This window comes from Streptomyces sp. NPDC034085, assembly GCF_055575555.1.
Map to the genome: position 1 here is coordinate 272,735 of NZ_JBVISL010000004.1, position 23,190 is coordinate 295,924.

The 23,190-nt window shown below is 75.9% G+C and carries 20 protein-coding genes and 1 pseudogene; 11 read left to right on the top strand and 10 right to left on the bottom strand.

Translation table 11 applies throughout. From position 1 onward, the window contains the following. Positions 1-14: 14 nt before the first annotated feature. Both ACZ501_RS16070 and ACZ501_RS16075 read left to right on the top strand, forming a co-directional pair. Positions 15-809, top strand: coding sequence for a glutamate racemase (locus tag ACZ501_RS16070; RefSeq protein WP_468795901.1), 795 nt, complete (start codon positions 15-17; stop codon positions 807-809). A gap of 110 nt (positions 810-919) precedes the next feature. Next, complete coding sequence (locus ACZ501_RS16075; protein WP_468795904.1) at positions 920-2,164, top strand: hypothetical protein; 1,245 nt, start codon at positions 920-922, stop codon at positions 2,162-2,164. Between the two features lie 65 nt (positions 2,165-2,229). Here ACZ501_RS16075 and ACZ501_RS16080 read toward each other — a convergent pair whose 3' ends face one another. Continuing rightward, positions 2,230-3,150 carry an ADP-ribosylglycohydrolase family protein gene (locus tag ACZ501_RS16080; protein ID WP_468795907.1) on the bottom strand — a complete coding sequence of 307 codons (921 nt, stop codon included), beginning with the start codon at positions 3,148-3,150 and terminating at the stop codon, positions 2,230-2,232. Next, a complete protein-coding gene (locus ACZ501_RS16085; RefSeq protein WP_468795910.1) occupies positions 3,147-3,737 on the bottom strand; it encodes a TetR/AcrR family transcriptional regulator in 591 nt (196 codons plus the stop codon). The genes ACZ501_RS16080 and ACZ501_RS16085 overlap by 4 nt, the downstream gene beginning before the upstream one ends. A 94-nt stretch (positions 3,738-3,831) precedes the next feature. On the opposite strand from ACZ501_RS16085, the pseudogene ACZ501_RS16090 reads away from it, so the two are divergent. Beyond that, positions 3,832-4,901, top strand: a pseudogene (locus tag ACZ501_RS16090) (FAD-dependent oxidoreductase). Here ACZ501_RS16090 and ACZ501_RS16095 read toward each other — a convergent pair. Next, positions 4,890-5,369 carry a VOC family protein gene (locus ACZ501_RS16095; protein WP_468795913.1) on the bottom strand — a complete coding sequence of 160 codons (480 nt, stop codon included), beginning with the start codon at positions 5,367-5,369 and terminating at the stop codon, positions 4,890-4,892. The pseudogene ACZ501_RS16090 and the gene ACZ501_RS16095 overlap by 12 nt on opposite strands. A gap of 128 nt (positions 5,370-5,497) precedes the next feature. Between ACZ501_RS16095 and ACZ501_RS16100 the strand changes: the two genes are divergently transcribed. From ACZ501_RS16100 to ACZ501_RS16110, 3 genes are all read left to right on the top strand, one after another. Continuing rightward, the gene (locus tag ACZ501_RS16100) at positions 5,498-6,013 is read left to right on the top strand and encodes a hypothetical protein (RefSeq protein ID WP_361611106.1); all 516 of its coding nucleotides are present in this window, start codon (positions 5,498-5,500) and stop codon (positions 6,011-6,013) included. Between the two features lie 164 nt (positions 6,014-6,177). Next, positions 6,178-7,803 (top strand): apolipoprotein N-acyltransferase, encoded by a 1,626-nt coding sequence (gene lnt, locus ACZ501_RS16105; protein WP_468795915.1) that lies wholly within the window; start codon positions 6,178-6,180, stop codon positions 7,801-7,803. Positions 7,804-7,853: 50 nt separating this feature from the next. After that, complete coding sequence (locus tag ACZ501_RS16110; RefSeq protein WP_468795918.1) at positions 7,854-8,381, top strand: NUDIX hydrolase; 528 nt, start codon at positions 7,854-7,856, stop codon at positions 8,379-8,381. A gap of 44 nt (positions 8,382-8,425) precedes the next feature. On the opposite strand, the gene ACZ501_RS16115 is transcribed toward ACZ501_RS16110, so the two are convergent. Continuing rightward, positions 8,426-9,211, bottom strand: a complete 786-nt coding sequence (locus ACZ501_RS16115; protein WP_468795921.1) for a trypsin-like serine peptidase — start codon at positions 9,209-9,211, stop codon at positions 8,426-8,428. Positions 9,212-9,457: 246 nt separating this feature from the next. On the opposite strand from ACZ501_RS16115, the gene ACZ501_RS16120 reads away from it, so the two are divergent. Further along, on the top strand, positions 9,458-10,747 hold the full coding sequence (locus tag ACZ501_RS16120) for an ATP-binding protein (RefSeq protein ID WP_361611036.1): 1,290 nt from the start codon (positions 9,458-9,460) through the stop codon (positions 10,745-10,747). A gap of 255 nt (positions 10,748-11,002) precedes the next feature. Here the strand turns inward: ACZ501_RS16120 and ACZ501_RS16125 are convergent, their stop codons facing one another. The 5 genes from ACZ501_RS16125 to ACZ501_RS16145 all read right to left on the bottom strand — a co-directional run bounded on the left by ACZ501_RS16125 (position 11,003) and on the right by ACZ501_RS16145 (position 16,223). Then, positions 11,003-11,614 carry a hypothetical protein gene (locus ACZ501_RS16125; RefSeq protein ID WP_468795924.1) on the bottom strand — a complete coding sequence of 204 codons (612 nt, stop codon included), beginning with the start codon at positions 11,612-11,614 and terminating at the stop codon, positions 11,003-11,005. Continuing rightward, entirely contained in the window at positions 11,611-13,209 is a 1,599-nt protein-coding gene (locus ACZ501_RS16130) for a serine/threonine-protein kinase (RefSeq protein WP_468795927.1), read from the bottom strand. Before ACZ501_RS16130 ends, ACZ501_RS16125 begins: the two co-directional genes overlap by 4 nt. A 132-nt stretch (positions 13,210-13,341) precedes the next feature. Next, positions 13,342-14,598, bottom strand: a complete 1,257-nt coding sequence (locus tag ACZ501_RS16135; protein WP_468795930.1) for a Tm-1-like ATP-binding domain-containing protein — start codon at positions 14,596-14,598, stop codon at positions 13,342-13,344. 48 nt (positions 14,599-14,646) lie between these two features. Further along, positions 14,647-15,129: an NUDIX hydrolase gene (locus ACZ501_RS16140; protein ID WP_468795933.1), complete on the bottom strand. Its 483-nt coding sequence runs from the start codon at positions 15,127-15,129 to the stop codon at positions 14,647-14,649. A gap of 53 nt (positions 15,130-15,182) precedes the next feature. Then, positions 15,183-16,223 (bottom strand): cation diffusion facilitator family transporter, encoded by a 1,041-nt coding sequence (locus tag ACZ501_RS16145; RefSeq protein WP_361609876.1) that lies wholly within the window; start codon positions 16,221-16,223, stop codon positions 15,183-15,185. Positions 16,224-16,387: 164 nt separating this feature from the next. On the opposite strand from ACZ501_RS16145, the gene ACZ501_RS16150 reads away from it, so the two are divergent. The 3 genes from ACZ501_RS16150 to ACZ501_RS16160 are packed head-to-tail and all read left to right on the top strand — an operon-like array spanning position 16,388 to position 20,352. Next, a complete protein-coding gene (locus tag ACZ501_RS16150; RefSeq protein WP_468795936.1) occupies positions 16,388-18,748 on the top strand; it encodes an FHA domain-containing protein in 2,361 nt (786 codons plus the stop codon). Positions 18,749-18,757: 9 nt separating this feature from the next. Beyond that, positions 18,758-19,375: a hypothetical protein gene (locus tag ACZ501_RS16155; RefSeq protein ID WP_468795939.1), complete on the top strand. Its 618-nt coding sequence runs from the start codon at positions 18,758-18,760 to the stop codon at positions 19,373-19,375. Continuing rightward, entirely contained in the window at positions 19,375-20,352 is a 978-nt protein-coding gene (locus tag ACZ501_RS16160) for a serine/threonine-protein kinase (protein ID WP_468795942.1), read from the top strand. Before ACZ501_RS16155 ends, ACZ501_RS16160 begins: the two co-directional genes overlap by 1 nt. Positions 20,353-20,355: 3 nt before the next feature. Here the strand turns inward: ACZ501_RS16160 and ACZ501_RS16165 are convergent, their stop codons facing one another. Next, positions 20,356-21,597 carry a streptophobe family protein gene (locus ACZ501_RS16165; RefSeq protein WP_468795945.1) on the bottom strand — a complete coding sequence of 414 codons (1,242 nt, stop codon included), beginning with the start codon at positions 21,595-21,597 and terminating at the stop codon, positions 20,356-20,358. A gap of 264 nt (positions 21,598-21,861) precedes the next feature. Here ACZ501_RS16165 and ACZ501_RS16170 point away from each other — a divergent pair, with 264 nt between their 5' ends. Next, a complete protein-coding gene (locus ACZ501_RS16170) occupies positions 21,862-23,151 on the top strand; it encodes a DUF6777 domain-containing protein (protein ID WP_468796616.1) in 1,290 nt (429 codons plus the stop codon). The last annotated feature ends 39 nt before the right edge of the window (positions 23,152-23,190 follow it).

Consider the following 23,190-nt stretch of genomic DNA (forward strand, 5'->3'; position numbering starts at 1 on the left):
ACTAAGGTGACCAGGTGAAGATCGCGCTCATGGACTCGGGAATCGGCCTCCTCGCTGCGGCCGCCGCGACGCGTCGGCTGCGGCCCGACGCCGATCTGCTGCTGTCCTCCGACCCCGACGGCATGCCCTGGGGCCCCCGGACGCCCGCCGACCTCACCGAGCGCGCCCGTGCCGTCGCCCGGGCCGCCGCCGCGCTCGGCCCGGATGCCCTGATCGTGGCCTGCAACACCGCGTCCGTGCACTCCCTGCCCACCCTGCGGGCCGAACTGGAGCCCGGTATCCCCGTCATCGGCACCGTGCCCGCGATCAAGCCCGCCGCGGCCGCCGGCGGCCCGGTGGCCATCTGGGCCACCCCCGCCACCACCGGCAGCCCGTACCAGCGCGGCCTGATCCGCGACTTCGCCGCCGGGGTCCCCGTCACCGAGGTGCCCTGCCCCGGGCTCGCCGACGCCGTCGAGGCCGGTGACGAGGCGGCGGTCGCCCGTGCCGTCGAGGCCGCCGCCGACCTCACCCCGGCCGACGTCACCGACCTCGTCCTCGGCTGCACGCACTACGAGCTGGTCGCGGGCTCCATCCGGGCCGCCCTGGCCGCCCGCAACGGGGGAGCGGAGATCCGGTTCCACGGTTCCGCCGAGGCCGTCGCCGTACAGGCGCTGCGCCGCATCGGCCTGGAGCCCGCGCCGGAGCTGCCCCGCACCGGCGGGCTGACCGTCCTGCACAGCGGGCGGACCTCCGCCCTCTCCGACGCCGCCCTCGCCTATGCCGAGGGACGGCTGCTCGCGGAGCGGGAGCAGGTCCACCAGCACTGACGGCGGCGGGCCGCGAAAGACGGTTCCCCCGTGCGGGCGGGGCTCGCATACTGGGCCCTGTGATTGCCTATGCCAAGCACCTTCCCGCCGGGGCGATACCGGCAAGTGACGTGCGGACATGGGGTGTTGCGGAGTCCGAGCGCTGGCGCAAGGCCCGGGCCCCGATCGTCTTCGCCCCTGCTGCGGGGAGCTGGATCCTCGCTGTCCTGGTGACCGTCTCACTCGCGCTGATCCTCCGCGACGGGGGACCGGCGGATCCGGTGGGCACGGCGTGGCGGTTCTACCCGGCGGCGGTGCTGCTGGCGGCCCTGCCCCTGTGGTACCGCTTCCTGCCCGCCGCGGCCGCCGTGGCCGCGGCCGTGCTCGCGCTGGAGTCGGCCGCCGCGCTCACCCGCGGCCCCGGTGTCGTCCTGGTGTTCCTCATGGCGGTGTGGTCGCTGGCCGGCGCACTGCTGCGGCTGAGGGCCCGGCGCCGCCAGGAGCGGCTGGTCCTCGCCGCCGCCGGAACGGCCCGCTTCCCGCTGCCGGACCGGCTGCCCTCCGGGCAGGAGGGGCGCGGCAACACGCGGCTCCTCGTCGGGGCCTTCCTGTGCCTGGTCGCCGCCGGAGTCCTCGTGGACGGCCTCGTCGACGACCTCGGGTCGCCGCCGGGGTCCGCGCCGTACGACGCCGTCGGCCAGCAGCGCATCGCCCTGGTCCTGCTGGTCTCCGGGACCACCCTGCTGGGCCGGGGCTGGGCCGCCGACCTGGCCGTGCGCCGGCTGTACGCGCAGGACCAGCCCGCGCTGGTGGTCGGCGTACGGATCGCCCCCACCGGGCACTTCTGGCTGCTGCCGGACGCCGACGACACGACGGGCCGGCCCCTGGTCTGCTACCGCCCCCGCCGCGAGGACACCCACGGCGGCGCACAGCTGCTGGCCTCCGGGGCGGCGGAGGCGGCCCGGGACGGGCTGCACGACATCGACGCCCGCGCCGAGCCCTTCGAGGCGGTGCTCCACGGGGTGCCGCGCGAGGGTGCCGAGGTCGTCCTGGAGTGCGCCGTACACGAGGGGTACCGCAGCATCTACTCCCAGGTCACGGGCGTTCCGCTGCTGCCCCGCAGGCGGCACCGGCTCGGCGCCTGGAGCCCGTCCGGGGTGTCGTACCGGGAGACCGCCGAGGGACGGCGGGCGCGCGAGGAGGCGCGGCGCCGGGAGCACGAGCGGCTGCTGAAGAGCACGCGTCCGTCGAAGGCCAAGCGGGCCACGGCCACCGGGACCGCCGGCACGACCGCGTCCGGCGGCGGATGCGGCGGCGGTGGCGGAGGGTGCGGCGGCGACGGGTGCGGTGGGGGCTGCGGCGGCGGCTGCGGCTGACACCCCCGCAGCCGGCACCCCCGGCCCGGCGCCCGGGCCCGCCCGGCCGCCGGGCCCGGGCGGCCTCAGCCGGCGGCCGCGAGCCGGCGGGCCAGGTCGCGCAGTGCCCCCGCGTCCAGGACCCGGTCGCCGAAGCCGGGCAGCGGCACGTGCAGCGGGTCCGTCCACTCCTCCGGGACGGCCGCCTGCCCGTAGACCGCACCGGCCAGGGCCCCCGTCACGGCGGCGACCGTGTCGGTGTCCCCGCCCAGGTCCACCGCGGCGCGTACGGCCGGGGCGAACCCGGTGGTCGTACGCACGGCCCACACCGCCGAGCCGAGGCAGGGCCACACGGCGCCGTTGAACTCGGTGGCCAGGCCGGGGTGCCAGCCGGGGTCGAGCACGCGGGCGTACCGGTCGCGGTGTGCCGGGTCCACCGCCTCCAGCGCCTGCGGGAGCGCGGCCAGCGGATCGCCGCCGTCCAGGGCCACCCGTACCAGTTCGTGCAGGAGGGCGGTGCCCTCCCAGGCGGCCCGGTCGCCATGGGTGAGGGCCGCGATCCGTCGGGCCGCGTCCATGGAGGCCTCCCGCCCGGCGGGCGCGAAGTACACCGCCGAGCCGGCGGCCCGCATCAGGGAACCGTTGCCCGCCGCCCGCGCGTTGACCTGGAAGTGGTGGGCGGCCGCCGCGTCCCAGGGCCGGCCGTTGGTCAGGACGTCCTCCGTCTGGAGGCCGATGTCCTTGGGGTACCCGGCGGCCCACCGCTGGAAGCGCCCGAAGACGTCCGGGAGTTCCAGGCCGCCGTGCTCCAGCAGGGATTCGGCGACCAGGACCGCCATCTGCGTGTCGTCCGTCGCCTCGCCCGGAGCCCAGCCGCCTCCCCCGCGCATCTCCTCGCCCCGCGCGCTCAGTTGCCCGGCGGGGCCGAATTCGTACGGGGCCCCGAGCGCGTCGCCCGCCGCCGAACCCAGTACGGCTCCCACGGCGCGGTCCAGTCGTGTGGTCACCGGGCCTCCTCGGTGCACACCCGGGCCAGCAGGCCGCTCGCGAACCCGTCGAGGTCGTCGAGCCCGGCCGCCGCCAGCGTCGCGGGGGCGCCCGCCAGCAGGTGGGGGACCGCCCCGTGCAGCGCCAGGGTCAGGGCGCGCGCCTGCTCCGGCCCGGCCGCAAGCCCCGCTCCCGCCAGCAGGGACCGGTACGCGGCGAAATCGCCGGCGGCGATCGGGTCCAGCAGGGCGGCCAGCCAGGGCCGGCGGGCCGCCTCCGCCTGGAGTTCCAGGTAGGCCAGCAGGCGCGGACGCCCGGGCCCCGCCACGTCCCGCAGCAGCCCGGCCAGCAGGGCCGCGAGCCCCTCGCGGTCCGACGGCCCCGGACCGGCTGCCGCCAGGGAGGCGGCGAGGGCCTGGTACTGCTCAAGGCAGCGCTCCGCGACGGCCCGGAGCAGGGCGTCGCGGCTCGGGAAGTAGTTCTTGGCGGTGCCCGGCGGCACCTCGGCGGCGGCGTCGACGGCCCGGTGGGTAAGACCCCGCCCGCCCGCTCCGCCCAGCACGGTCACGGCAGCGTCGCGCAGCCGGTCCCTACGGTTCTGATTCACCTTGTCAGGATAACTACATCTGTGGTACCACAGATGAGGTACCACGGATGTGGTGGTCGGTTCGGTTCTGCTGGTCCGAGAGACGGGGTCTTCCATGGAGAACGGCAGGAGCAGGGGCGGCGGCACCCCCGGCACGGCCGTGGTCGTCGGTGCGGGCGTCGGCGGCCTCGCCACCGCGATCGGCCTGCGCCGCGCGGGCTGGTCCGTCCGCGTGCTGGAGGGCCGGACCGCCCCGGAGCGCTACGGCACCGCCTTCGGGATCCACCCCGGCGCCCAGACCGCCCTGGACCGGCTCGGTCTCGGCGACGCCCTCCGCGCGCGGGCGCTCCCGTACCGCAGGGCCCGCATCCGGCGCCCGGACGGGGCAGGGTCCTGGCCACCCTTCCCCTCGAACGCGTCGAGCGCAGGGCCGGCCGCCCCGAACTCCTCGTCTCCCGGCCCCACCTGATCGACGCCCTGCTGGACGAACTCGGGCGGCTCGGCGGCGCGGACGTCGAGTACGGCCGGCGGCTCACCGACCCCCGCGACCTCGGCGCCGACCTCGTCGTCGGCGCCGACGGCATCAACAGCGCCGTGCGCACCGCCCACTTCGGCACCCGCAGCGCGGTGCGCGCCCTCGGGACCGCCGCCTGGATCGGCATCGCGGACTTCGAGACCGACGTCCACGGGGAGACCTGGGGCGAGGGCCGCTTCTTCGGGATGACCCCCGTCGAACCGGGCCGCACCAACTGGTACGCCGCGGTTCCCGCGGCCACCACCGCCGCCGGGCTGCGGGACGCCTTCGAGGGCTGGCACGACCCGGTCCCGCGCGTGCTCGCCGAGACCGACCCCGCGACCTGGATCCGGTACGAAATGCGCCACCTCCACCCGGCGCTCCCGGCCTTCGTCACCGCCGGCCGGATCGCCCTCGTCGGCGACGCCGCGCACGCCATGACCCCCAACCTCGGCCAGGGCGCCTGCACGGCCCTCCTCGACGCGGAGGCCCTGGCCCGTGCCGTCGCCGACCACGGCCGGTCGGCCCTGCCCGCCGCCCTGCGCGCCTACGACGCGCAGCGCCGCCGCAGCGCGCAGCGCGTGGCCCTCGGTTCGAGGGCCCTGCACCGCTTCGTGACCACCCGTCGCCCGGCCCTGCGCGACGCCCTGGCCGGCCTGCTACTGCGCTAGCCCGGCGGCACGCGCCGCCAGCTCCGCACCGGACACGTCCTCCAGGTGGGTCAGGAACACCCACAGGTGCCCCGACGGGTCCCGGAGGTGGGCGGTGCGGTCGCCGTGGAACTGGTCCGCCGGCTCCTGCAGCAGTTCCGCTCCGGCCGCCACGGCCGTCCGTACGAGGGCGTCCACGTCCGGGACGTACACGTGCAGCGCCGCCGACGTCCCGCCGAGCTCGGCCGGGGAGACGAAGGGGGCCTCAGCGGCGTCGCCGAGCATCAGCACCGCCTCGCCGATCCGGATCTCGGCGTGCAGGACGCCGCCGCCCGGGGCGTCGAGGCGGAAGTCCTCGACCGCCCCGAAGGCGCGTACGTAGAAGGAGAGCGCCTCTGCCGCGTCGGTGACCATGATGTGCGGGACCACCGCCGTGCGGTAGCGCTCGGGAACGACCGGGGGTGCCTCGTGATGCGTCTGATTCGTCATGCCCACGACCGTAGAACCTCAAGTTTGGTCGAGGTCAAGGACGGGCAGGCGACAAGCCCTCGGAGCGTGATGCGCCGAGTGGCGCAGAGGTGGTGGCGCACATGCGGAAGGTGGGTACGCTGCTGCTCATGACGGGTCACCCACCGGGCCCCCTCTGGGCGGGCCGGGCTTCCAACCGTGCGCAGTGGCTGCTCGCGGCGGCCGGCGCGGCCTGTCTCGCGCTGGGCGTCGAGCTGGCCGTCGACAACTCCTGGACCACCGGATTCGTTCCGCTGCTGATGTCCGTGATCGGCTGCCTCGCGGCGGGACTGCTCATCCTCTACGGCACCCTCGCCTTCGTGCACGTGGCGGTCACCGTCGACGCGGAGGCACTGGAAGTGCGCTGCGGCCACATAGGACTGCCCCGCCGCAAGATCCGGCTCGCGGAGGTCGCCTCAGCCGAGTTCTGCCCCCGCATCACCCCGCAGCAGTGGGGCGGGTGGGGCTACCGCTGGCGGCCCGAGAAGGGCACCGCCGTCATCGTCCGGCGCGGCGAGGGCGTGACCCTGCGGCTCGGCGACGGCAGGCTGTTCACGGTCACCGTCGATGACGCGGAGAACGCCGTCCGCGTGATCCGCACCCACCTGCGCGCCCTCGCCCGCTGAACGGAGGAACCCGGAGCACGCCGGAGCGCCGAACCCGGAGCGCCGCACCCGCCGAGGAAGCCCCGCCCCGGCGCGGGACGCCGTCCGGGTGCTGTCCGGGCGCCGGGTGGCGGGGGAGCGCCTCCTTACCGGCCCTTGGGGCGCGGGGACGTACACTCCGCCAGATGAGCAGCAGTGTCACCCGCGCCGCCGAGAGCGAGCCCGCACAGCCCGCCGGCCGAGCAGCAGCGGCGTCCCCGCCCGAAGCCGCAGCCGCCCCGCGACCGGGGAAGCACAAGGCCGCCGGGCCGGCGCGGGCCGCCCTCGCCGGGCTCGCCGGGGCCCTGCTCTACCTCGGCTTCCCGCCCCGCCCCCTGTGGTGGCTGGCCCCCTTCGCCCTCGCCCTGCTCGCCGGCTGCCTGCGCGGACGCCGCGCCCGGGCCGGCTTCGGCCTCGGCTTCCTCTTCGGGCTCGGCTTCCTGCTGCCGCTCCTCGTGTGGACCGGCGAGGGCGTCGGCCCGGTCCCGTGGATCGCCCTCGTCACCCTCGAAGCCCTGCTCATCGGGCTCACCTGCCTCGGCGTCGCCCTCGTCAGCCGGCTGCCCGGATGGCCCCTGTGGGCCGCCGCCGTCTGGACCGCGGGCGAGGCCCTGCGCGCCCGTGCCCCCTTCGGCGGCTTCTCCTGGGGCAAGCTCGCCTTCGGGCAGGCCGACGGCGTCCTCACCCCGCTCGCCGCCGTCGGCGGCACCCCGCTGCTCTCCTTCGGCGTCGCCCTGTGCGGCTTCGGCCTGTACGAGGCCCTGCGCGTCGCCCGCCGCCGCCCCCGCTCCGGTGCCGCCGCCCTCGCCGCGCTCGCCGTCGCCGCACCCGTGGCAGGGGCCCTCGCGGCCCGCCCGCTGGTCTCCGGCGCCGCCGAGGACGGCACGGCCGTGGCCGCCGTGATCCAGGGCAACGTGCCGCGCGCCGGATTCGACTTCAACGCCCAGCGCCGCCAGGTCCTCGACAACCACGCGAACCGCACGATCCAGCTGGCCGAGGACGTCAAGGCGGGCCGCGCGCCGAAGCCGGACTTCGTCGTGTGGCCGGAGAACTCCTCCGACATCGACCCCTTCACCCAGCCCGACGCCCACGCCGTCATCGACAACGCGGTCAAGGCCGTCGGCGTGCCCGTCGCCATCGGCTCCGTACTGGCCCCCGAGACCGGGCCGCTGCGCAACACGATGATCCTCTGGGACCCGGTGAAGGGCCCCACCGACACCTACGACAAGCGCAAGATCCAGCCCTTCGGCGAGCGCATCCCGATGCGCTCGTTCGTCCGGCTGTTCAGCTCCGACGTGGACCGCGTACGCCGCGACTTCGGCCCCGGCAGGGAGCCCGGCGTCTTCGACATGGCGGGCAGCGGCATCGGCATGGTCACCTGCTACGAGGCGGCCTTCGACGACGCCGTGCGCTCCACCGTCCGGGCCGGCGCCCAGGTCATCGCGGTCCCCAGCAACAACGCCACCTTCGGCCGGACCGAGATGACCTACCAGCAGCTGGCCATGGACCGGATCCGCGCCGTCGAGCACAGCCGGACCGTCCTCGTCCCCGTCACCAGCGGGGTCAGCGCCGTCATCCAGCCCGACGGGAAGGTCACCCGGCAGACGAAGATGTTCACCGCCGACGCCCTCGTCGCCGAGATCCCGCTGCGCTCCTCGAAGACCCCCGCCACCCGCCTGGGCCCGCTGCCCGAGTACGCGCTGCTCCTGCTGGCGGCCGGCGGGCTCGGGGCGGTGGCGGCGCGCCGGATCCGCGCCCGCCGGTCCGCGTGACGGCGGTGACCGCCGCACGGCGCCGCAGGGCCGCCCCGTAGGGTCGGGGCATGACCACACCCGAGTTCATCCGCGAGATCAGGGCGAGCGGCGCCGGCCACCGGCTGCTCCTGCTGCCCGGCGTCACCGCCGTCGTGATCGACGAGCGGGGCCGGGTGCTGCTCGGGCGCCGGGCCGACACCGGCCGGTGGTCGGTGATCGGCGGGATCGCCGAGCCGGGGGAGCAGCCCGCCGAGACGGCGGTGCGCGAGGTGTACGAGGAGACGGCCGTGCGGTGCGTCCCCGAACGGGTGGTCCTCGTCCAGATGCTGGCCCCGATCACCTACCCGAACGGCGACGTCTGCCAGTTCCAGGACATCACCTTCCGCTGCCGGGCCACCGGCGGCGAGGCCCGGGCCGCCGACGGGGAGCTGCTGGAGGTGGCCTGGTTCGAGCCGGACGCGCTGCCGCCGCTGGAGCCGTTCGCCCTGGACCGCGTCCGACGCTCCCTGGGCGACGGGCCGACCTGGTTCGAAGCCCCGGCCGCAAGCCCCGTCCAGCCCGCGTCGTGCGGATCGGTCCCGGGACAGCAGACGTAGGCCGTCTCGCCCCGCACACCACACCACACCACCCCGCCGCGCCGTCACGGCACGGCCCGGGCCGCCGCCCGGCGGTAGAGGGCCAGGGCGCGGTCGCCCAAGACCGCGCTGTAGGAGACGTCCGGGACCGTGCCGCCGCCCTCGTGGCCGCCGAGCACCCCGGCCAGCGCGCCGCCCGCCAGCCAGGGGCTGCCGCTGGTGCCGCCGCTGAGGGCGGGGCAGTCGATCCGCCGCTGGGTCGGGGAGAACAGGCTGGTGGCGTTCGCGCAGCGCAGCGGTGCGTCCTCGGTGGCGGGGTACCCGACGACGGTCACCGTCACGTCCTGCGGCTGTCCGGCCGCCGCCACCGGGAAGCCGCCCACCACGTCCTCCACCGCCCCGCTCCGCGCGCCGTCCGCCGGGGCCACCGTCGCGAAGGCGATGTCCGCGTCGGCGTCCCCGTCCCGCGTCCAGCCCGGGTCGACGTACACGCCCGTCACCCGCCACAGCCCGTACGGGGCCGCTCCGTCCCGGTAGCCCGGCGCGAAGACGGTGGCCTCCGGACGGGCGAGGCAGTGCGCGGCGGTGGCGATCAGGTTCCGGCCGGCGCTGCGCACCACGGAGGCGGTGCAGAAGTGCCCGCCGTCCGGCCCGCCCGCGAACAGCGCGCCCACCCGGGCCGCCGTGGCGTCGGTGTCGGCCGGCCCGGTGACGCCCAGCGGGGGCAGCGCCCGGGCCTCGGGGAGGTCCAGGCTCAGCAGGGCGGCCATCGAGGTCAGCGCGAGCAGGGCCCGCGCCGCCCGCCGGGCGCGGGGGCGGCCGGCCGGCCGGGGAAGGATGCGAGGGATCATGCCTGCGAGCCTCCCCGGTGAAACTGTGCCCGCAGCCCGGTGTTCCGTATGAATCCGCTGTGAATCCCCGCATCCCCTGTGGACCGCTGGACCGCCGAAGTGCCGCCCCTGGGCCCCGGGCGGAGATCCCGGTCTATGGACGCCGCGGCGGACTTCCCGGCCGGCTGTTGTGCACCGCGGTACGTGATCGCCGGGCCCGCCCCCGCCTAGCCTCGCCGCAGGAGCACGAACGAGGGGCGGTACGGAGTGAACTGGCTCATCCACGACTACCGCGAGAGCGATCTCGCGGCGGTGGTCCATCTCATCGACACCACGGCCGAACTGGGCCAGGAGTCCGTCTTCTCGCTCGCCGAGTGCATCAGCGCGCTGACCGACCGGCAGCCCTGCGTCGTCGCCGTCCACCAGGGCGTCCCGATCGGCGCGGCCCTCGCCGGCGTGACGGGCGAGCGGGCCTGGGTGATGCGCATCGCGATCGCCGCCGGATGGCGCGGGCGGGGACTGGCCAGCGCCCTGCTCGTGGAGCTGGAACGGCGGCTGATCGCCGCCCGCGTCGGCCGGATCGCCTACGTCCTGCCCGAGGAGGACCTGCTCGGCGAGGGCCTCCTCAACGCCGGCTACACCCGCCAGCCGGCCGTCGCCTACTTCGAGAAGACCGAACCGCTGCACGGACCGGCGGCCGGGCTCCTCGACGACCTCGGCGGCCGCTTCCTGACCAAGGACCTCTGGGCCAAGGTCGCCGGCATGGAGAAGGAGAAGGACCTCATCGAGCGGCGGGTGGTGCTGCCGCTCGCCGAGCCGGAGCGGGCCGCCGCGCACGGGGTGCGGCCGCCGCGCGCCATCACCCTCTTCGGGCCGCCCGGCACCGGCAAGACCACCTTCGCCCGGGCCATCGCCTCCCGGTTGGGCTGGCCCTTCGTGGAGCTGCTGCCCTCCCGTCTCGCCGACGAGGGCAACCTCGCCACGGCGCTGCGCGACGCCTTCGCCCGGATCGCCGAGCTGGAGCGGGTCCTCGTCTTCATCGACGAGGTCGAGGAGATCGCGCCCGTACGCACCGAGCCGGCGCAGCCGGGCGGCATCCACGGGGTGACGAACGAGCTGCTCAAGCTGATCCCCGGCTTCCGGGAGGGCGACGAGCGTCTGCTGGTCTGCGCGACCAACTCCATCCGCTCCCTGGACCCGGCCTTCCTGCGGCCCGGCCGCTTCGACTACCTGATCCCGATCGGCACCCCGGACGCCGGGGCGCGCGCCGCGATCTGGTCGCGCTACACGGCCGGACGGGCGGACGTGGACGTGGCGGCGCTGGTGGCGGCGACGGAGCTGTTCACCCCGGCCGACATCGAGCACGCCGCGCGGATCGCGGCGCAGGTGTCCTTCGAGCGGGACCTGGAGGCGGTGGGTGCGCGCGGCGCGGCGGCCGCGCAGCTCGGCGCCACCACGCGGGACTACCTGGCGGCCGTGGCGCAGTGCAGGCCGACGGTGACGCCGGCGATGACGGGGGAGTTCCAGGCGGACATCACCGCGCACGCCCGCTTCTAGGCAGGACCCGGCCGAGGCCGGACCACGGACACCGTCCCCCGGTTGCGGCGGGGGACGGGTACGCGAAACGGCCCGCGGCCGCTCCTCGAAGCGGCCGCGGGCCTTCCGCGCGTCCTGCACCCCCTCTGCGACGCCTTCGAGCCGACCAGCGCGGCCGGTGGCCCGGCTTCGGCCGGACGGCCACGGCCGCACCCACCCCGGCCGAGAGGACTGCGTCCGGGTCGGGTGCCCGGGTAACGGGGCCCCGCGCGGGACCTACCGGGGGCACCGGTAGGTGAACTCGGCGGCCGCCGTGCGCCGTACGGGCGACAGCAGCTGGAGCTCCGCCCGGGCCGGGTAGGCACCGGTGCCGTGGAAGGTCCACATCAGGTGCAGGGTGGCCTCCTCCCGCCCGCCGGGCACCCGCTCCGTCAGCTCCTGCGACTGCGTGCCGTCGCTGCGGACCCAGCGGTAGCGGAGGGTCCCCGGGCGCCCGTTGGTGCGTACGACGGCCACCACGTCGGCCGCCCCCTCGCATCCCGGCCCCTGCGGGTCGGTGGCCACCGACAGCTCCCGTACCTCGACGGCCGGCCCGAACCGCTGCCAGCCCAGGTACCCGAGGACCGCCGCCAGCACCACCACGGCCAGCGTGTACCGCCGCCAGCCGCCGCCGCGCCCGGCGGGCGGCCGGGCGGCGGGCGCGGGCCGCAGGGGGAACGGCGGGTCCATGGCCGCCGTCACCCCCGGCCCGAAGCGCAGCACGGAGCCCTCGACCCGGTCGGGCGCGGCGTCGGCCGGGGGCGGCGGGCCGCTGAACCAGTGGCTGCCGAGGACGGTGGCGCTGTACTCGTCCTCCGAGGGGCCCTGAGGGGCGCGCGGCTCGCTCATCGCGGGACCTCCTGGGTCTGGCAGCGGTACAGCAGTACGGAGGCGGAGGCCGGACCGTTCGCCGCGGCCGGCTTGGTGGTGACCCGGACACCGCCGTAGCAGCCCTTGCCGCGGCTGAAGTCGTGCGCCCGCACCACCGAGGCCGCGGAGCCGGCCGGGACGACGACGGTGTCGGTGCCGTCGGGGACGGAGTAGGCCCCCTGCGTCTCGCCGAGGAACCACTCCAGGGTGACGGTGACGGGTCCGCTGCCCTGGGCCGCCAGCGAGACGGTCGCCTGGCCGCGGTAGACGCCGGGGCTGAGCTCGACGCCCAGCTTCGTCACCCGCAACGTCGGCGACGGCGTCGGGGTGGGCGAGTGGCTCACCGTCGGCTTCGGGGTCGGGCTCACCGAGGGGCTCCAGCTCACCGAGTGGGAGGGCGTGGGCGCGGGGGACGCCGTGGCACTGGGCGACGGGGACGCCGACGGGCTCGCGGACGGCGATGCGGAGGCGGAGGCCGACGGCCCGGGCGCGGGCGAGGCGGGTCCCGGGGCCGGGCTCGTCGTGGCGACATCGCTCAGCGCCGAGGGCGGCGGCGTTCCGCCGACCGCGTCGGTCGTGAGCACCAGCACCGCCCCCAGCACCAGCGCCAGGCCGGTCGCCAGCCAGCCGCCGCGCCCCGGCGCCCAGCCCGCGTGGCCGATCGAGGTCGAGGCGACCGCGGTGGTACCCGCCGCCGCCCCGCCCGCGGAGGGGAACAGCAGCGGCAGCAGGGCCGCCAGCGCGGCGAGTTTGCGCTGCCCGCGCTCCTCCCATTGCGGCCCGTAGGCGGCCACCGCCACCGCCTCCAGCTCCGCCACGAAGGCCTCGGCGTTCTCCGGGCGCTGCTCCGGCCGCTTGGCGAGCCCCCGCCGGATCAGCGGGCGCACCGGCTCGGGGGCCTCGGTCTCCGGAACCGGCGCCTCGATGTGCTGGACGGCCAGCTCCGCGAAGTTCGCCCCGTCGTAGGGCTTGCGGCCGGTCAGGAACTCGAAGAAGGTCGCGGTGGCCGCGTACACGTCGGCCGTCGGCGAGGCCGGCTGCCCCTGCCACTGCTCGGGGGCCATGTAGGCGGGAGTGCCCGCCACCCCGGGGGTCGACCCGCGGCCCGCCGCGATCCCGAAGTCCACCAGCTTGGAGGAGCCGTCGGGTGCGACCAGGACGTTCTCCGGCTTGTAGTCCCGGTGGACGACACCGGCCCGGTGGGCCGCGGCCAGCCCGAGCAGGGAGCCCTTGAGCACCACCAGCGCGGCCTCGGCGTCCGCCCGCCCCGACTCGCGCAACAGGGCGCGCAGGGAGATCCCGTCGACCAGTTCCATCACGATCGCCGCGCCGCCCGGGGCCTCCACGTACTCGTACAGGCCCACCACGTACGGCGACACGAGCCCGCCGAGCAGCCGGGCCTCGGAGCGGAACTCCCGCACGAAGGCGGGGTCCTCCCGCAGCCGGTCGCTGAGGTACTTCACCGCGACGGCCGTGCCCGTCCGCTCGTGGACCGCGAGCACGACCCGGCCGCTGCCGCCCGCGCCGAGCTCGCGGACCTCGGTGTAGCCGGGTACCGTCCAGCCGTTGCCCATCCTGCGCCCCCGTCCGTGGCGTCACCGGCCGCCCGAGGGGCGGCCGGCCGGTCGTCCCCCGACCGGCCACCTGAGGGGACACCTTTTCCGCCACGGCCGGTTCCCAACCCCGCGGCGCGTCTCGGAACGTGGTCAGGCCGCTGCCGACACCGCGCCGATCATCGTGTGCAGCCGGTCGGCCGCCGCCCGCCCGAAGGCCGGGTCGTTGATGTGGGTGTCGTACTCGTGGAGCCGTGCCGCAGTGCCCCGCAGCCCCTCGCGCAGGGCCGAGAACAGCGCCCGGTCCGCCGCGGGGTCGTGGTATGGGCCGCCCGGCGCGCCCAGCGTGGACAGGCCCCGCAGCGGTACGCAGACTTCCGTCGGCCCGGTCGCCGCACCCAGTTTGGCGGCGACCCGGCGCCCGAGCTCCGCGCACTCCGCCTCGGTCGTGCGGATCACCGTGATCGAGGGGTTGTGGACGCGGACCCGGCGGTAGCGGGCCCGCTCGGGCAGGGTGTCCGGCGGCCCGAACTTCACCATGTCCAGCGCCCCCAGGCTCACCACCTGCGGTACCCCGGCCCGCCCGGCCGCGCTCAGCCGGTCGGGGCCGGCGGTCAGGATGCCGCCGCACAGGTCGTCCGCGAGCTCGCTCAGCGTCAGGTCCAGCACCCCCGCGAAGACCCCCTGCCCGGCCAGCGTCTCCAGGGTGCGCCCGCCCGCGCCGCTGACGTGGAAGATCAGGACCTCGTACCCCAGCTCCTCCAGCCGCTCCCGGGCGGCGTCCACGCCGACCGTGGTCACTCCAGCCATGCTCGCGGCGACCAGCGGCCGCGAGCCGGTGCCGAGGCGGGCGGGCCGGCTGCGGTCCAGCGCGGCCCGCTCGAAACCCTTCGCCATTCCGGCGACGGCCTCCGCGGCGTTGGCGAGCACCGGGGCGGAGACGCTGTTGATCCCGGCGATGTCCACCACGCTGTACATCATGGTGATGTCCGAGGAGGCGACGTACGGGGACACGTCCCCGGACGCCATCGAGGAGACCATCACCTTCGGCACGCCGAGCGGCAGCGCCCGCATCGCCCGCGTCGCGATGGAGGTGCCCCCGCTGCCCCCGATCGCGAGCACGCCGTGCAGGCGGCCCTCCGCGTGCAGCCGTAAGAGGGTCGCCTCGGTGCCCCGGGCCATCGTGGTCACGGCCGCCCCCCGGTCGGCGGCCGCGCGCAGCTGCGTCAGTTCCGTTCCCGCGGCCCGGGCCACCGCTTCGCGCGGCACGTCCGCGGGCACCCGGGGTTCTCCCATGATCCCCGTGTCCACCAGTACCACTTCGACGCCGGTGCGCAGCAGCCTCTCGCGCAGCCAGCCGTACTCGACACCCTTGGTGTCCAGGGTTCCCACCAGCACGACGTTCGTCATATGTGCAATGTCCACGCAGGTGGGGTTTGCTGGCAAGTAAAGGTCGGGTCAATCAGCCAGGAGAGCCAACAGGCGATCCAGAAAAGCAATTTGACTGGCAATCATCTTGTCGCGTGCCGTCGGGGGAGCGAACCAGGCCACCCGGTCCAGCTCCGGGAACTCCTGCTCCCGTCCCGAGTGCGGGGGCCACTCCATCGTGAAGGTGCCCGGCGCCGTCAGCGCCGGATCGAGGTCCGCCTCCACCGCCCAGATGGTCACGCGTTTCCCGCTGCTCAGCCGTACCTCGCCCAGCGGCAGGTACTCCCCCTCCGGCGGAGGTACGCCCAGCTCCTCGGTGAACTCCCGGCGGGCCGCGTCCCGCGGTGTCTCGTCCGGCCCGTACTCGCCCTTGGGGATCGCCCAGCCCCCGGCGTCCCGTCCGGCCCACAGCGGACCGCCCATGTGGCCCAGGAGCACCTCCACCCCGTGCTCCCCGGCCCGGCGGAACAGCAGCAGGCCCGCGCTCTGCCTGTACCTCTTCGCTTCCGTCACGGGGTCATGCATGCCCCGGCGCGGTGCCGTTCAGTGATGGGCCTTCCCGGCCCTCAGTGCGCGTGCGGGCCCTCGCGGTGCACGGGGCCGTGGGCGTCCGCGCAGTGCGGGTCGCCGCCCGGCTCCCCGCCCGCCCGGCCGACCGACAGCAGGGCGTCCTGCACGTGGTCCACCTGGAGGGTGGTGTGGGTGATCCCGTACTCCTTCGCCAGCAGCAGCTCCAGCTCGCGGCGCACGGCGTGGCAGTCGCCCGCCGGCTCCACCAGCACGTGCGCCGACAGGGCCGCCTGCCCCGAGGTGATCGTCCAGATGTGCAGGTCGTGCACCTCGGTCACCGGCACGTGCCCCACCAGGCGGTCGCCGACCGCGTCCGGGTCCACGTGCGCCGGCGCCGCCTCCAGGAAGATCCGCCCGGACTCGCGGACCAGCCCGTAGCCCGCCTTGACCATCAGCACCACCACCACGAGCGTGGCGATCGCGTCGGCCTGCACGAAACCGGTCGTCAGGACGATCAGACCGGAGACGGCCGTCCCGATGAAGGCGAACAGGTCGTTCAGGATGTGCTGGTAGGCGCCCTCCACGGCGAGCGAGGACCGGTTCGCCCGCGAGATGCACCAGGCCGCGCCCACGTTCACCACGATCCCGGCCAGCGCCGTCACCAGCACCAGCCCGCCCTCCACCGGCGGCGGATCCAGCAGGCGCCGCACCGCCTCGTACGCCAGCCAGAGCGCCAGCAGCAGCAAGGTCAGCCCGTTGGCCTGTGCGGAGAGTATCTCCGCGCGCTTGAGGCCGTACGTGAACCCGCCCCGCGCCGGGCGCGCGGCCAGCCGCATCGCGATCAGCGCGAGGACGATCGACACGGCGTCCGTCAGCATGTGCGCGGCATCGGAGATCAGGGCCAGCGAGTGCGCCATCACACCGACGACCACCTCGACCGCCATGAAGCCGCCGATCAGGGCGAGCGCGATGGCCAGCCAGCGGCGGTCGGCGTCCGGGTCGACGCCGTGGCCGTGCCCGCCGTGCCCGTGGCCGTGCCCGGAGTCCCCGTGGGCGTGACCGTGCGCCCCGTCGTGGTCGTGAACGTGCCGGCTCATGGTTTCCCCCGTTTGTTCGGTTCCTTCCGACGCGTGAAGTGAAGCGCACCGCGACGAGATCGGCAAAGGCTGCAACGGGGACCGTTGTCATTCCCCTTAAGAAGCCGCTGACCTGCGGCGATGCTGCTCCTGCCGGTTGCGCCGGATCGTGGGAAAATCTGTTCATGGTCCAGCGGCCCGGTGCGGCCACCGCGCCCGAACTCGTCCTGGAAACCGCCCGGGGCTCCACCGAGATGACCCCCGGGCGGAGCTACCACGTCGGCCGGGACCCCCTCTGCGAGATCTGCCTCGAGGACGCCCGCGTCTCCTGGCACCACGCGGTCCTGCGGCCCGACGGCGACCACTGGACCCTGGAGGACGAGGGCAGCACCAACGGCACCTGGGCCGACGGCCACCGCGTCCACGAGTGGGCCGTGGGCCCGGGGAGCGAACTGCGCTTCGGCAGCGCCCAGGACGGCCCGCGCGCCCTTCTCGTGAGCCGTACGCCGCCCGCCGCGGCCGCCGCGCGCCCCTCCCGGGTCTCCCACCCGGCGATGACGGGCACCTTCCGCAGCCCCACCAGCATCCGGCCGCTGCCGGCCAGGACCGCCGTCCGCATCGGCCGCGACCCCGGCAACGACCTCGTGATCGACGACCTCGTCGTCTCCCGCCGGCACGCCGAGCTCCGGGCCTTCGCCGACGGCACGTACGAGATCGCCGACCTCGGCAGCCACAACGGCACCTACCTCAACGGCGCCCGCGTCGACCGTGCCCCCGTCACCGAGGGCGACATCGTCGGCATCGGCCACTCGGCCTTCTGCCTCGTCGGCGACCAGCTCCAGGAGTACACCGACACCGGCGAGGTCTCCCTCGACGTCCAGGACCTCGCCGTCGCCGTCGACCACGGCCGCAAGACCCTCCTCGACCACGTCTCCTTCCCCGTCGGCGGCAGGTGCCTGCTCGCCGTCGTCGGCCCCAGCGGCGCCGGCAAGTCCACCCTCCTCGGCGCCCTCACCGGACTGCGCCCCGCCGACCACGGCACCGTCCTCTACGACGGCCGCGACCTCTACCGCGACTACGCCGAGCTGCGCTCCCGCATCGGCCTCGTCCCCCAGGACGACATCCTGCACGCCCAGCTCACCGTCCGCCGCGCCCTCGCCTACGCCGCCGAACTGCGCTTCCCCCAGGACACGGCAAAAGCCGAACGGCTCGCCCGGGTCGACGAGGTCATCGGCGAACTCGGCCTCGGCCAGCGCGCCGACCAGCCCATCCACAGCCTCTCCGGCGGCCAGCGCAAACGCGTCTCCGTCGCCCTGGAACTGCTCACCAAGCCCTCCCTGCTCTTCCTCGACGAACCCACCTCCGGCCTCGACCCCGGCATGGACCGCTCGGTGATGCGCATGCTGCGCGGCCTCGCCGACGACGGCCGCACCGTCATCGTGGTCACCCACAGCGTCCTCAGCCTCGACGTCTGCGACCGGCTGCTGGTCCTCGCCCCGGGCGGCCGCGTCGCCTGGTTCGGACCACCCGAGGAGACCCTCGGCTTCTTCGGCTTCGCCGAGTGGCCGGAGGCCTTCGAAGCCTTCGAGAGCCAGCGCGAACGCGACTGGGCGGGCCAGTACGAGGCCTCCCCCCAGCACCGCGCGTACGTGGCGGGCGCCACCCGCCGGCCGCGGCCCCAAGACGGCGCGCCCCCCGGCCCGGCCGGCTTCGCCGACCCGCCGCCCAAGGCGCAGAGCTGGGGCTCCCAGCTGTCCACCCTCATCCGCCGGTACGCCACCGCGCTCAGCGCCGACCGCACCTTCCTCGCCATCATGATCGCGCTGCCGTTCGTCATGGGCGCCATGGCCCGCGCCCTGGCGGGCAGCGCCCTCACCGCGGAGACCGCGATCAACGCCCTGCTCATCCTGTGCGTCGGCGGGGTCCTGACCGGAGCCGCCAACGCGGTCCGCGAACTCGTCAAGGAACGGGTCATCTACCAGCGCGAACGTGCCGTCGGACTGTCGAGGTCCGCCTACCTGATGTCGAAGGTGGCGGTCCTGGGTGCGATCACCGTGGCCCAGGCCGTCGTGCTGACCCTCGTCGGCCTCTTCGGGGTGAGGCTCGGACCGCCGGGTGCCACCGGCGTCTTCCTGCCCCGGCTCGCCGAGATCACCCTGGCCGTCGCCCTGCTGTCCTTCACCGCCATGGTGCTCGGCCTGCTGGTCTCCGCCCTGGTCAGGAAGGAGGAGGTCACCATGCCCCTGCTGGTCCTCCTCGCCATCGTCCAGGTGGTCTTCTGCGGGGCACTGCTCCAGCTCGACGGCGTACCGGTGATCGGGCAGCTCGCCTGGCTGGTGCCCTCCCGCTGGGCGCTCGGCGCGATGGCCGGCACCGTCGACCTCGGCCGGATCGTGCCCGGCACCCTCACCGACGACCCGCTCTTCGCCCACTCCGCCGGCGTCTGGCTCCTGGACCTCGGCATGCTGGCCGTCCTGTCCCTGCTCTTCGGGCTGCTGGTGGCCGTGCTGCTGCGGCGGCACGAGCCCGCCGTGATGCGGAAGTAGGCCCGGACGATGACCGACTTCCCGGATCCCGGCGCCGGCTTCCGCCCCACCCACGTGGTGCCGCAGGACGGGCTGCCCGCCTGGGAGGCCCCGGACGTCTCCCGGCCCACCGCCGCCCTGGACCCCTTCCTCCCCGTCCAGCTGCTGTCCCGGCGCGGCGAATGGGGGGAGGTCCTGTGCGCCAACGGCTGGTCCGCCTGGGTCGACGGACGGCTGCTCGTCGCGGTGCCCCGGCCGCCGCCGACCGCCGGCCGGCCCCTCGCACGGACCGAGGACCCCGAGCCCCTGCTCACCCGCACGGCCGACGCGCTGGAGCGCTACCGGCGGGCCCTGCGGGACCTCGACCCGGGAGAGGCCGCCACGGACGGCTTCCGGCGGGCCGTACGGGGCGTGCGCGCCGGAATCGTGATCGACGGCGAGTCCGTGTGGCTGTACGAGGAGACGGCGGGACGGTGGCTGTACGCCGACGGGAGCCGGCTGACCACCTACGCGGTCGCCTCGGGACCGCCGGCCCCGCCCGCGCCGGAGCCGCCGCCGCGGACGGCCCCCGGGACAGGGGCCGACGTACGGGACGCACCGCACGAGCCCACGCGCGTCGCCGAGCTGCCCGACGGGGGAGGGCGCTGATGGCGGCCGCCGGCCCGCCCGCCGGCAGGGCCTCGGAACTGACCGGCAGGCAGTTCGCCGGCTACCTCGTCGAGAGCGAGATCGGGCGGGGCGGGATGGCTGTCGTCTACCGCGCGCGGGACCTGCACCTCGACCGGACGGTGGCGCTGAAGCTGCTCGCCCCGGAACTGGCCCGCAACGACACCTTCCGGCAGCGGTTCACCCACGAGTCGCGGGTGGCGGCCGCCATCGACCACCCGCACATCGTGCCCGTCTTCGAGGCCGGGGAGACCGACGGCCTGCTCTACATCGCCATGCGCTACGTCGCCGGACGGGACCTGCGCGCCCTGCTGGACCGCACGGGCCCGCTGTCCGTGGAGGCGACCGCCCGCATCGCCGGCCAGATCGCCTCGGCGCTCGACGCCGCCCACGACCACGACCTCGTGCACCGGGACGTGAAGCCCGGCAACATCCTCGTCGCCGAGGGCACCGACAGCGAGCACCCCGAGCACGTGTACCTGACGGACTTCGGCCTGACGAAGAAGTCCCTGTCGCTGACCGGGTTCACCAGCGTCGGACAGTTCGTGGGGACCCTGGACTACGTGGCGCCCGAGCAGATCGCCGGGAAGCCCGTCGACGGCCGCTGCGACGTGTACAGCCTCGGGTGCGTGGTCCAGGAGATGCTGACCGGCGGGCCGCCGTTCCGGCGGGAGGACGACATGGCCCTGCTCTGGGCCCACCAGTACGACCCGCCGCCACCGCCCGGTGAACGGCGTCCGGAGCTGCCGGCGGCCGTGGACGAGGTGCTCGCGAAGGCCCTGGCGAAGACGCCCGAGGACCGGTGGGGGACGTGCCTGGAGTTCACCGGGGCGCTGCGCCGTGCGGGTGAACACGGGCCGCGCGGACGGGCGCAGCAGCCGCGGGCGGGGGCGCGGCCCGCGGACCAGGGGCCGCCCCCGCCGCCGCGGTGGGCGCTGCCGGTGTTCCGGGGGCGGTGACGGTCAGGGAGCCCGGCCGGGGTGGCGCAGGGGGCGGGCCAGGAGGGCGCCGAGGAAGCCGGCCACCGCGCCCCACAGCAGCGCGAGACCGGTCGTGCGCCAGAGGCGGGGGGTCAGTTCGGCCCTGCCGCCCCGCCCGGGGACGTCGCCGATCCCCAGCAGGGACAGACCGAACCTGGCCTGGACACCGGCCAGCAGGCACACCGCCAGGGTGGCCAGGGCCAGGGCCACCGCCAGGTGCAGCGCGTGCTGCCGGGGGCGCACGTCCGCGGGGGAGCGTACGGCGGCCAGGACGCCGGTGCCGAGGAGCGCGGCGGCGGTTGCCACGACCAGCCACCACGCCCGCGGGTCCCGCTGCGCGAGCGAGGCGGCGTCGACGGTGGACGGGCCGCCGGGGCCGCGCAGGACCTGGTCCAGCAGGTGCGGCACGGGCAGGCCGAACGGCCCCTCCACCGCGCCCTGCCAAGCGCCGCCGAAGCCGACGGTCAGGGCGAGCCAGGCCAGGTTCGGCAGGCCGAGCAGGAGCACGGCGAAGGTACGGGCCGCGTGCCCCTGGGTGGCGGCCACCACCAGGCCGGCGACGAAGCCGAGGGCCACGTACGCCAGGAGCAGCACGGCCACCGCGTGGGCGGCCGGACGGACCGCCGTGTGGAAGCGCAGCAGCCCGGACGGGAGCGGCGTCCGGCGGGAGGCCAGCAGGGCGATCAGCAACAGCCCCAGGATCCACAGCAGGCCGAAGAGGAGGGTGGGCGCGAGCGCCGCCCGGAAGCCCACCGTCGGGGCCGAGTCGAGGAGTTCACCGAGCTCCTCGAGCGGCGAGTCGCCCGTGGCCAGGCCGAAGTCCTGCCGGGCGGGCAGCGTGAACAGGGCGAGCAGGGCCAGCCACAGCACCACCGACCGCCCTGCCCGGGCGGCCAGTTCGCCGGGTCCGGCGACCGCGCGGTGCCGCAGCGGGCGCAGGAAGAGGTACCCGGTGGTGAGCGCGCCGGCCAGGCCCACCGAGAGCGGGAGCACGGACAGGCCCGCGTCGGCGCCGGCCAGCAGCCCCGCGTCGCCGGAGACCTCGACCGTACCGCCGGACGCCATCACGACGACGGCGGCGACCACCCGGGGGAAGGCCGCGTCGGGCAGATCGCCCGCTCCGGCGCAGGCCAGGCCGGCCGCTGCCACCGCGGTCATCACGGCGAAGCCCGCCACGGCGGCGGCGAGGGCGTCCCACCAGGCCCGCGCGGAGGTACGGCTCATCCTGCAACGGTGGCATCCCCGGCTTGCGGGCACCACCGGGGCGGCGCACACAATGGGTCGCCAACCGTGCCGGAATGTACCGATCTGCCCTGATGTCTCAGATGTTCCCGCCGTCTCCGGGGACATCGCCGGCACACCACCGCCTGGGAAGAAGAGCCCGTGACCACGCAACCCTCCGGCGAGCGGCCGCCCCAGCCGGACCGGCCCGACCGTTCGGGTACGCCGCCGAAGTCGCAGCCGCCGTCACCGCCGTCACCGCCGTCTCTGCCGCCGTCGTCCGGGCGGCCCACCGGGCCCCCTTCCGGGCCGCTCTCCGGCGGGCCCGGCGGCCCACCGCCACCGCCCCCGCCCGCGCCGCCGGGCGGGCCCGGCGTGGGCGGCGAGCCGCCGCGGGGACCGTGGTGGCGGTCCGTGCCCGGACTGGCGACGGTGGCCGTGGCGCTCGCGGCCGTCGTCACCCTGGTGGTGGTACTGGCCCGGCCCGGCGGGGGCGGCGGCACCCGGCAGCAGGCCGACGCCGAGGTGTTCCTCCAGCCGGCCGCGTCCTCCGGGCGCGACCCGTTCACCGAGTCCACCGCGGCCGAGCAGGCGTCCCCGCCGCCCGAGAACCCGCCGCCCGGCAGCGCCACCCCCACGGGCCCCGCGGGCACCCGCGCCGTCAGCGGTGCCTCGCCCGGGCTCTACGGCGGCACCAAGGACGCCGCCAGCTGCGACGTGGAGAAGCAGATCACCGCGCTGACCGCGCAGCCCGCGAAGAACGGCGCCTTCGCCTCCGCACTGGGCATCGCGGCGACGGCCGTCCCGCGCTACCTGCGCTCGCTCACGCCCGTGCAGCTGCGGACCGACACCCGCGTCACCAACCACGGCTACCGCGACGGCCGGGCCACCGCCTACCAGGCGGTGCTCCAGGCCGGGACGGCCGTCCTCGTGGACGACCGCGGCGTGCCGCGGGTGCGCTGCGCCTGCGGGAACCCGCTGGGCCCTCCGGTGGCCCTGAAGGCGGATCCGAAGCGCTTCGGCCGGCCCTGGTCCTCGTACCGGCCGGACCGGGTGGTGGTCATCGCGCCGTCGGCGACCGTCGTGCACACGTTCGTCATCTACGACCACCGCGACCGCCGCTGGCTCGAGCGCGAACGCGGCGCGGACCCGCGGCCCGACAAGCCCGTCGCACCGCCGGCCGTTCCTCCGGCCGTGCCGGTCCCGGTCGAACCGCCGGTCGGCTCGCCCCCGGCGGCCGTCCCGCCTTCGCAGGCGTCCCCGTCGCTGACCCCGCCGCCGCCCCCGCCGCCCTCGACCCCGGAGACCGGTACCCCGACCGACGACGACACCGGCACGGGGTCCTCGAAGCCGCCGGCCCTCCGGGACGACCGGACGACCGGAGGCCCGGACGCCCCCGAGTCCAGCCCCGCGTCCAGCCCCGCGTCCGGCCCGCCGCCCCCGCCCCCGCCCTCCTCCTCCGCCGCGTCCGCTCCGGCGGAGGGCGCGGCGTCGCCGGCACCGGACCCCGCCCGCCCGGCGGCGCCGGCCAGGACGCCGCCGGGGCAGGGCTCCTGACGTCGCGGAAGGGCTGCCGGGCGCGGGGAAGAGTGAGAC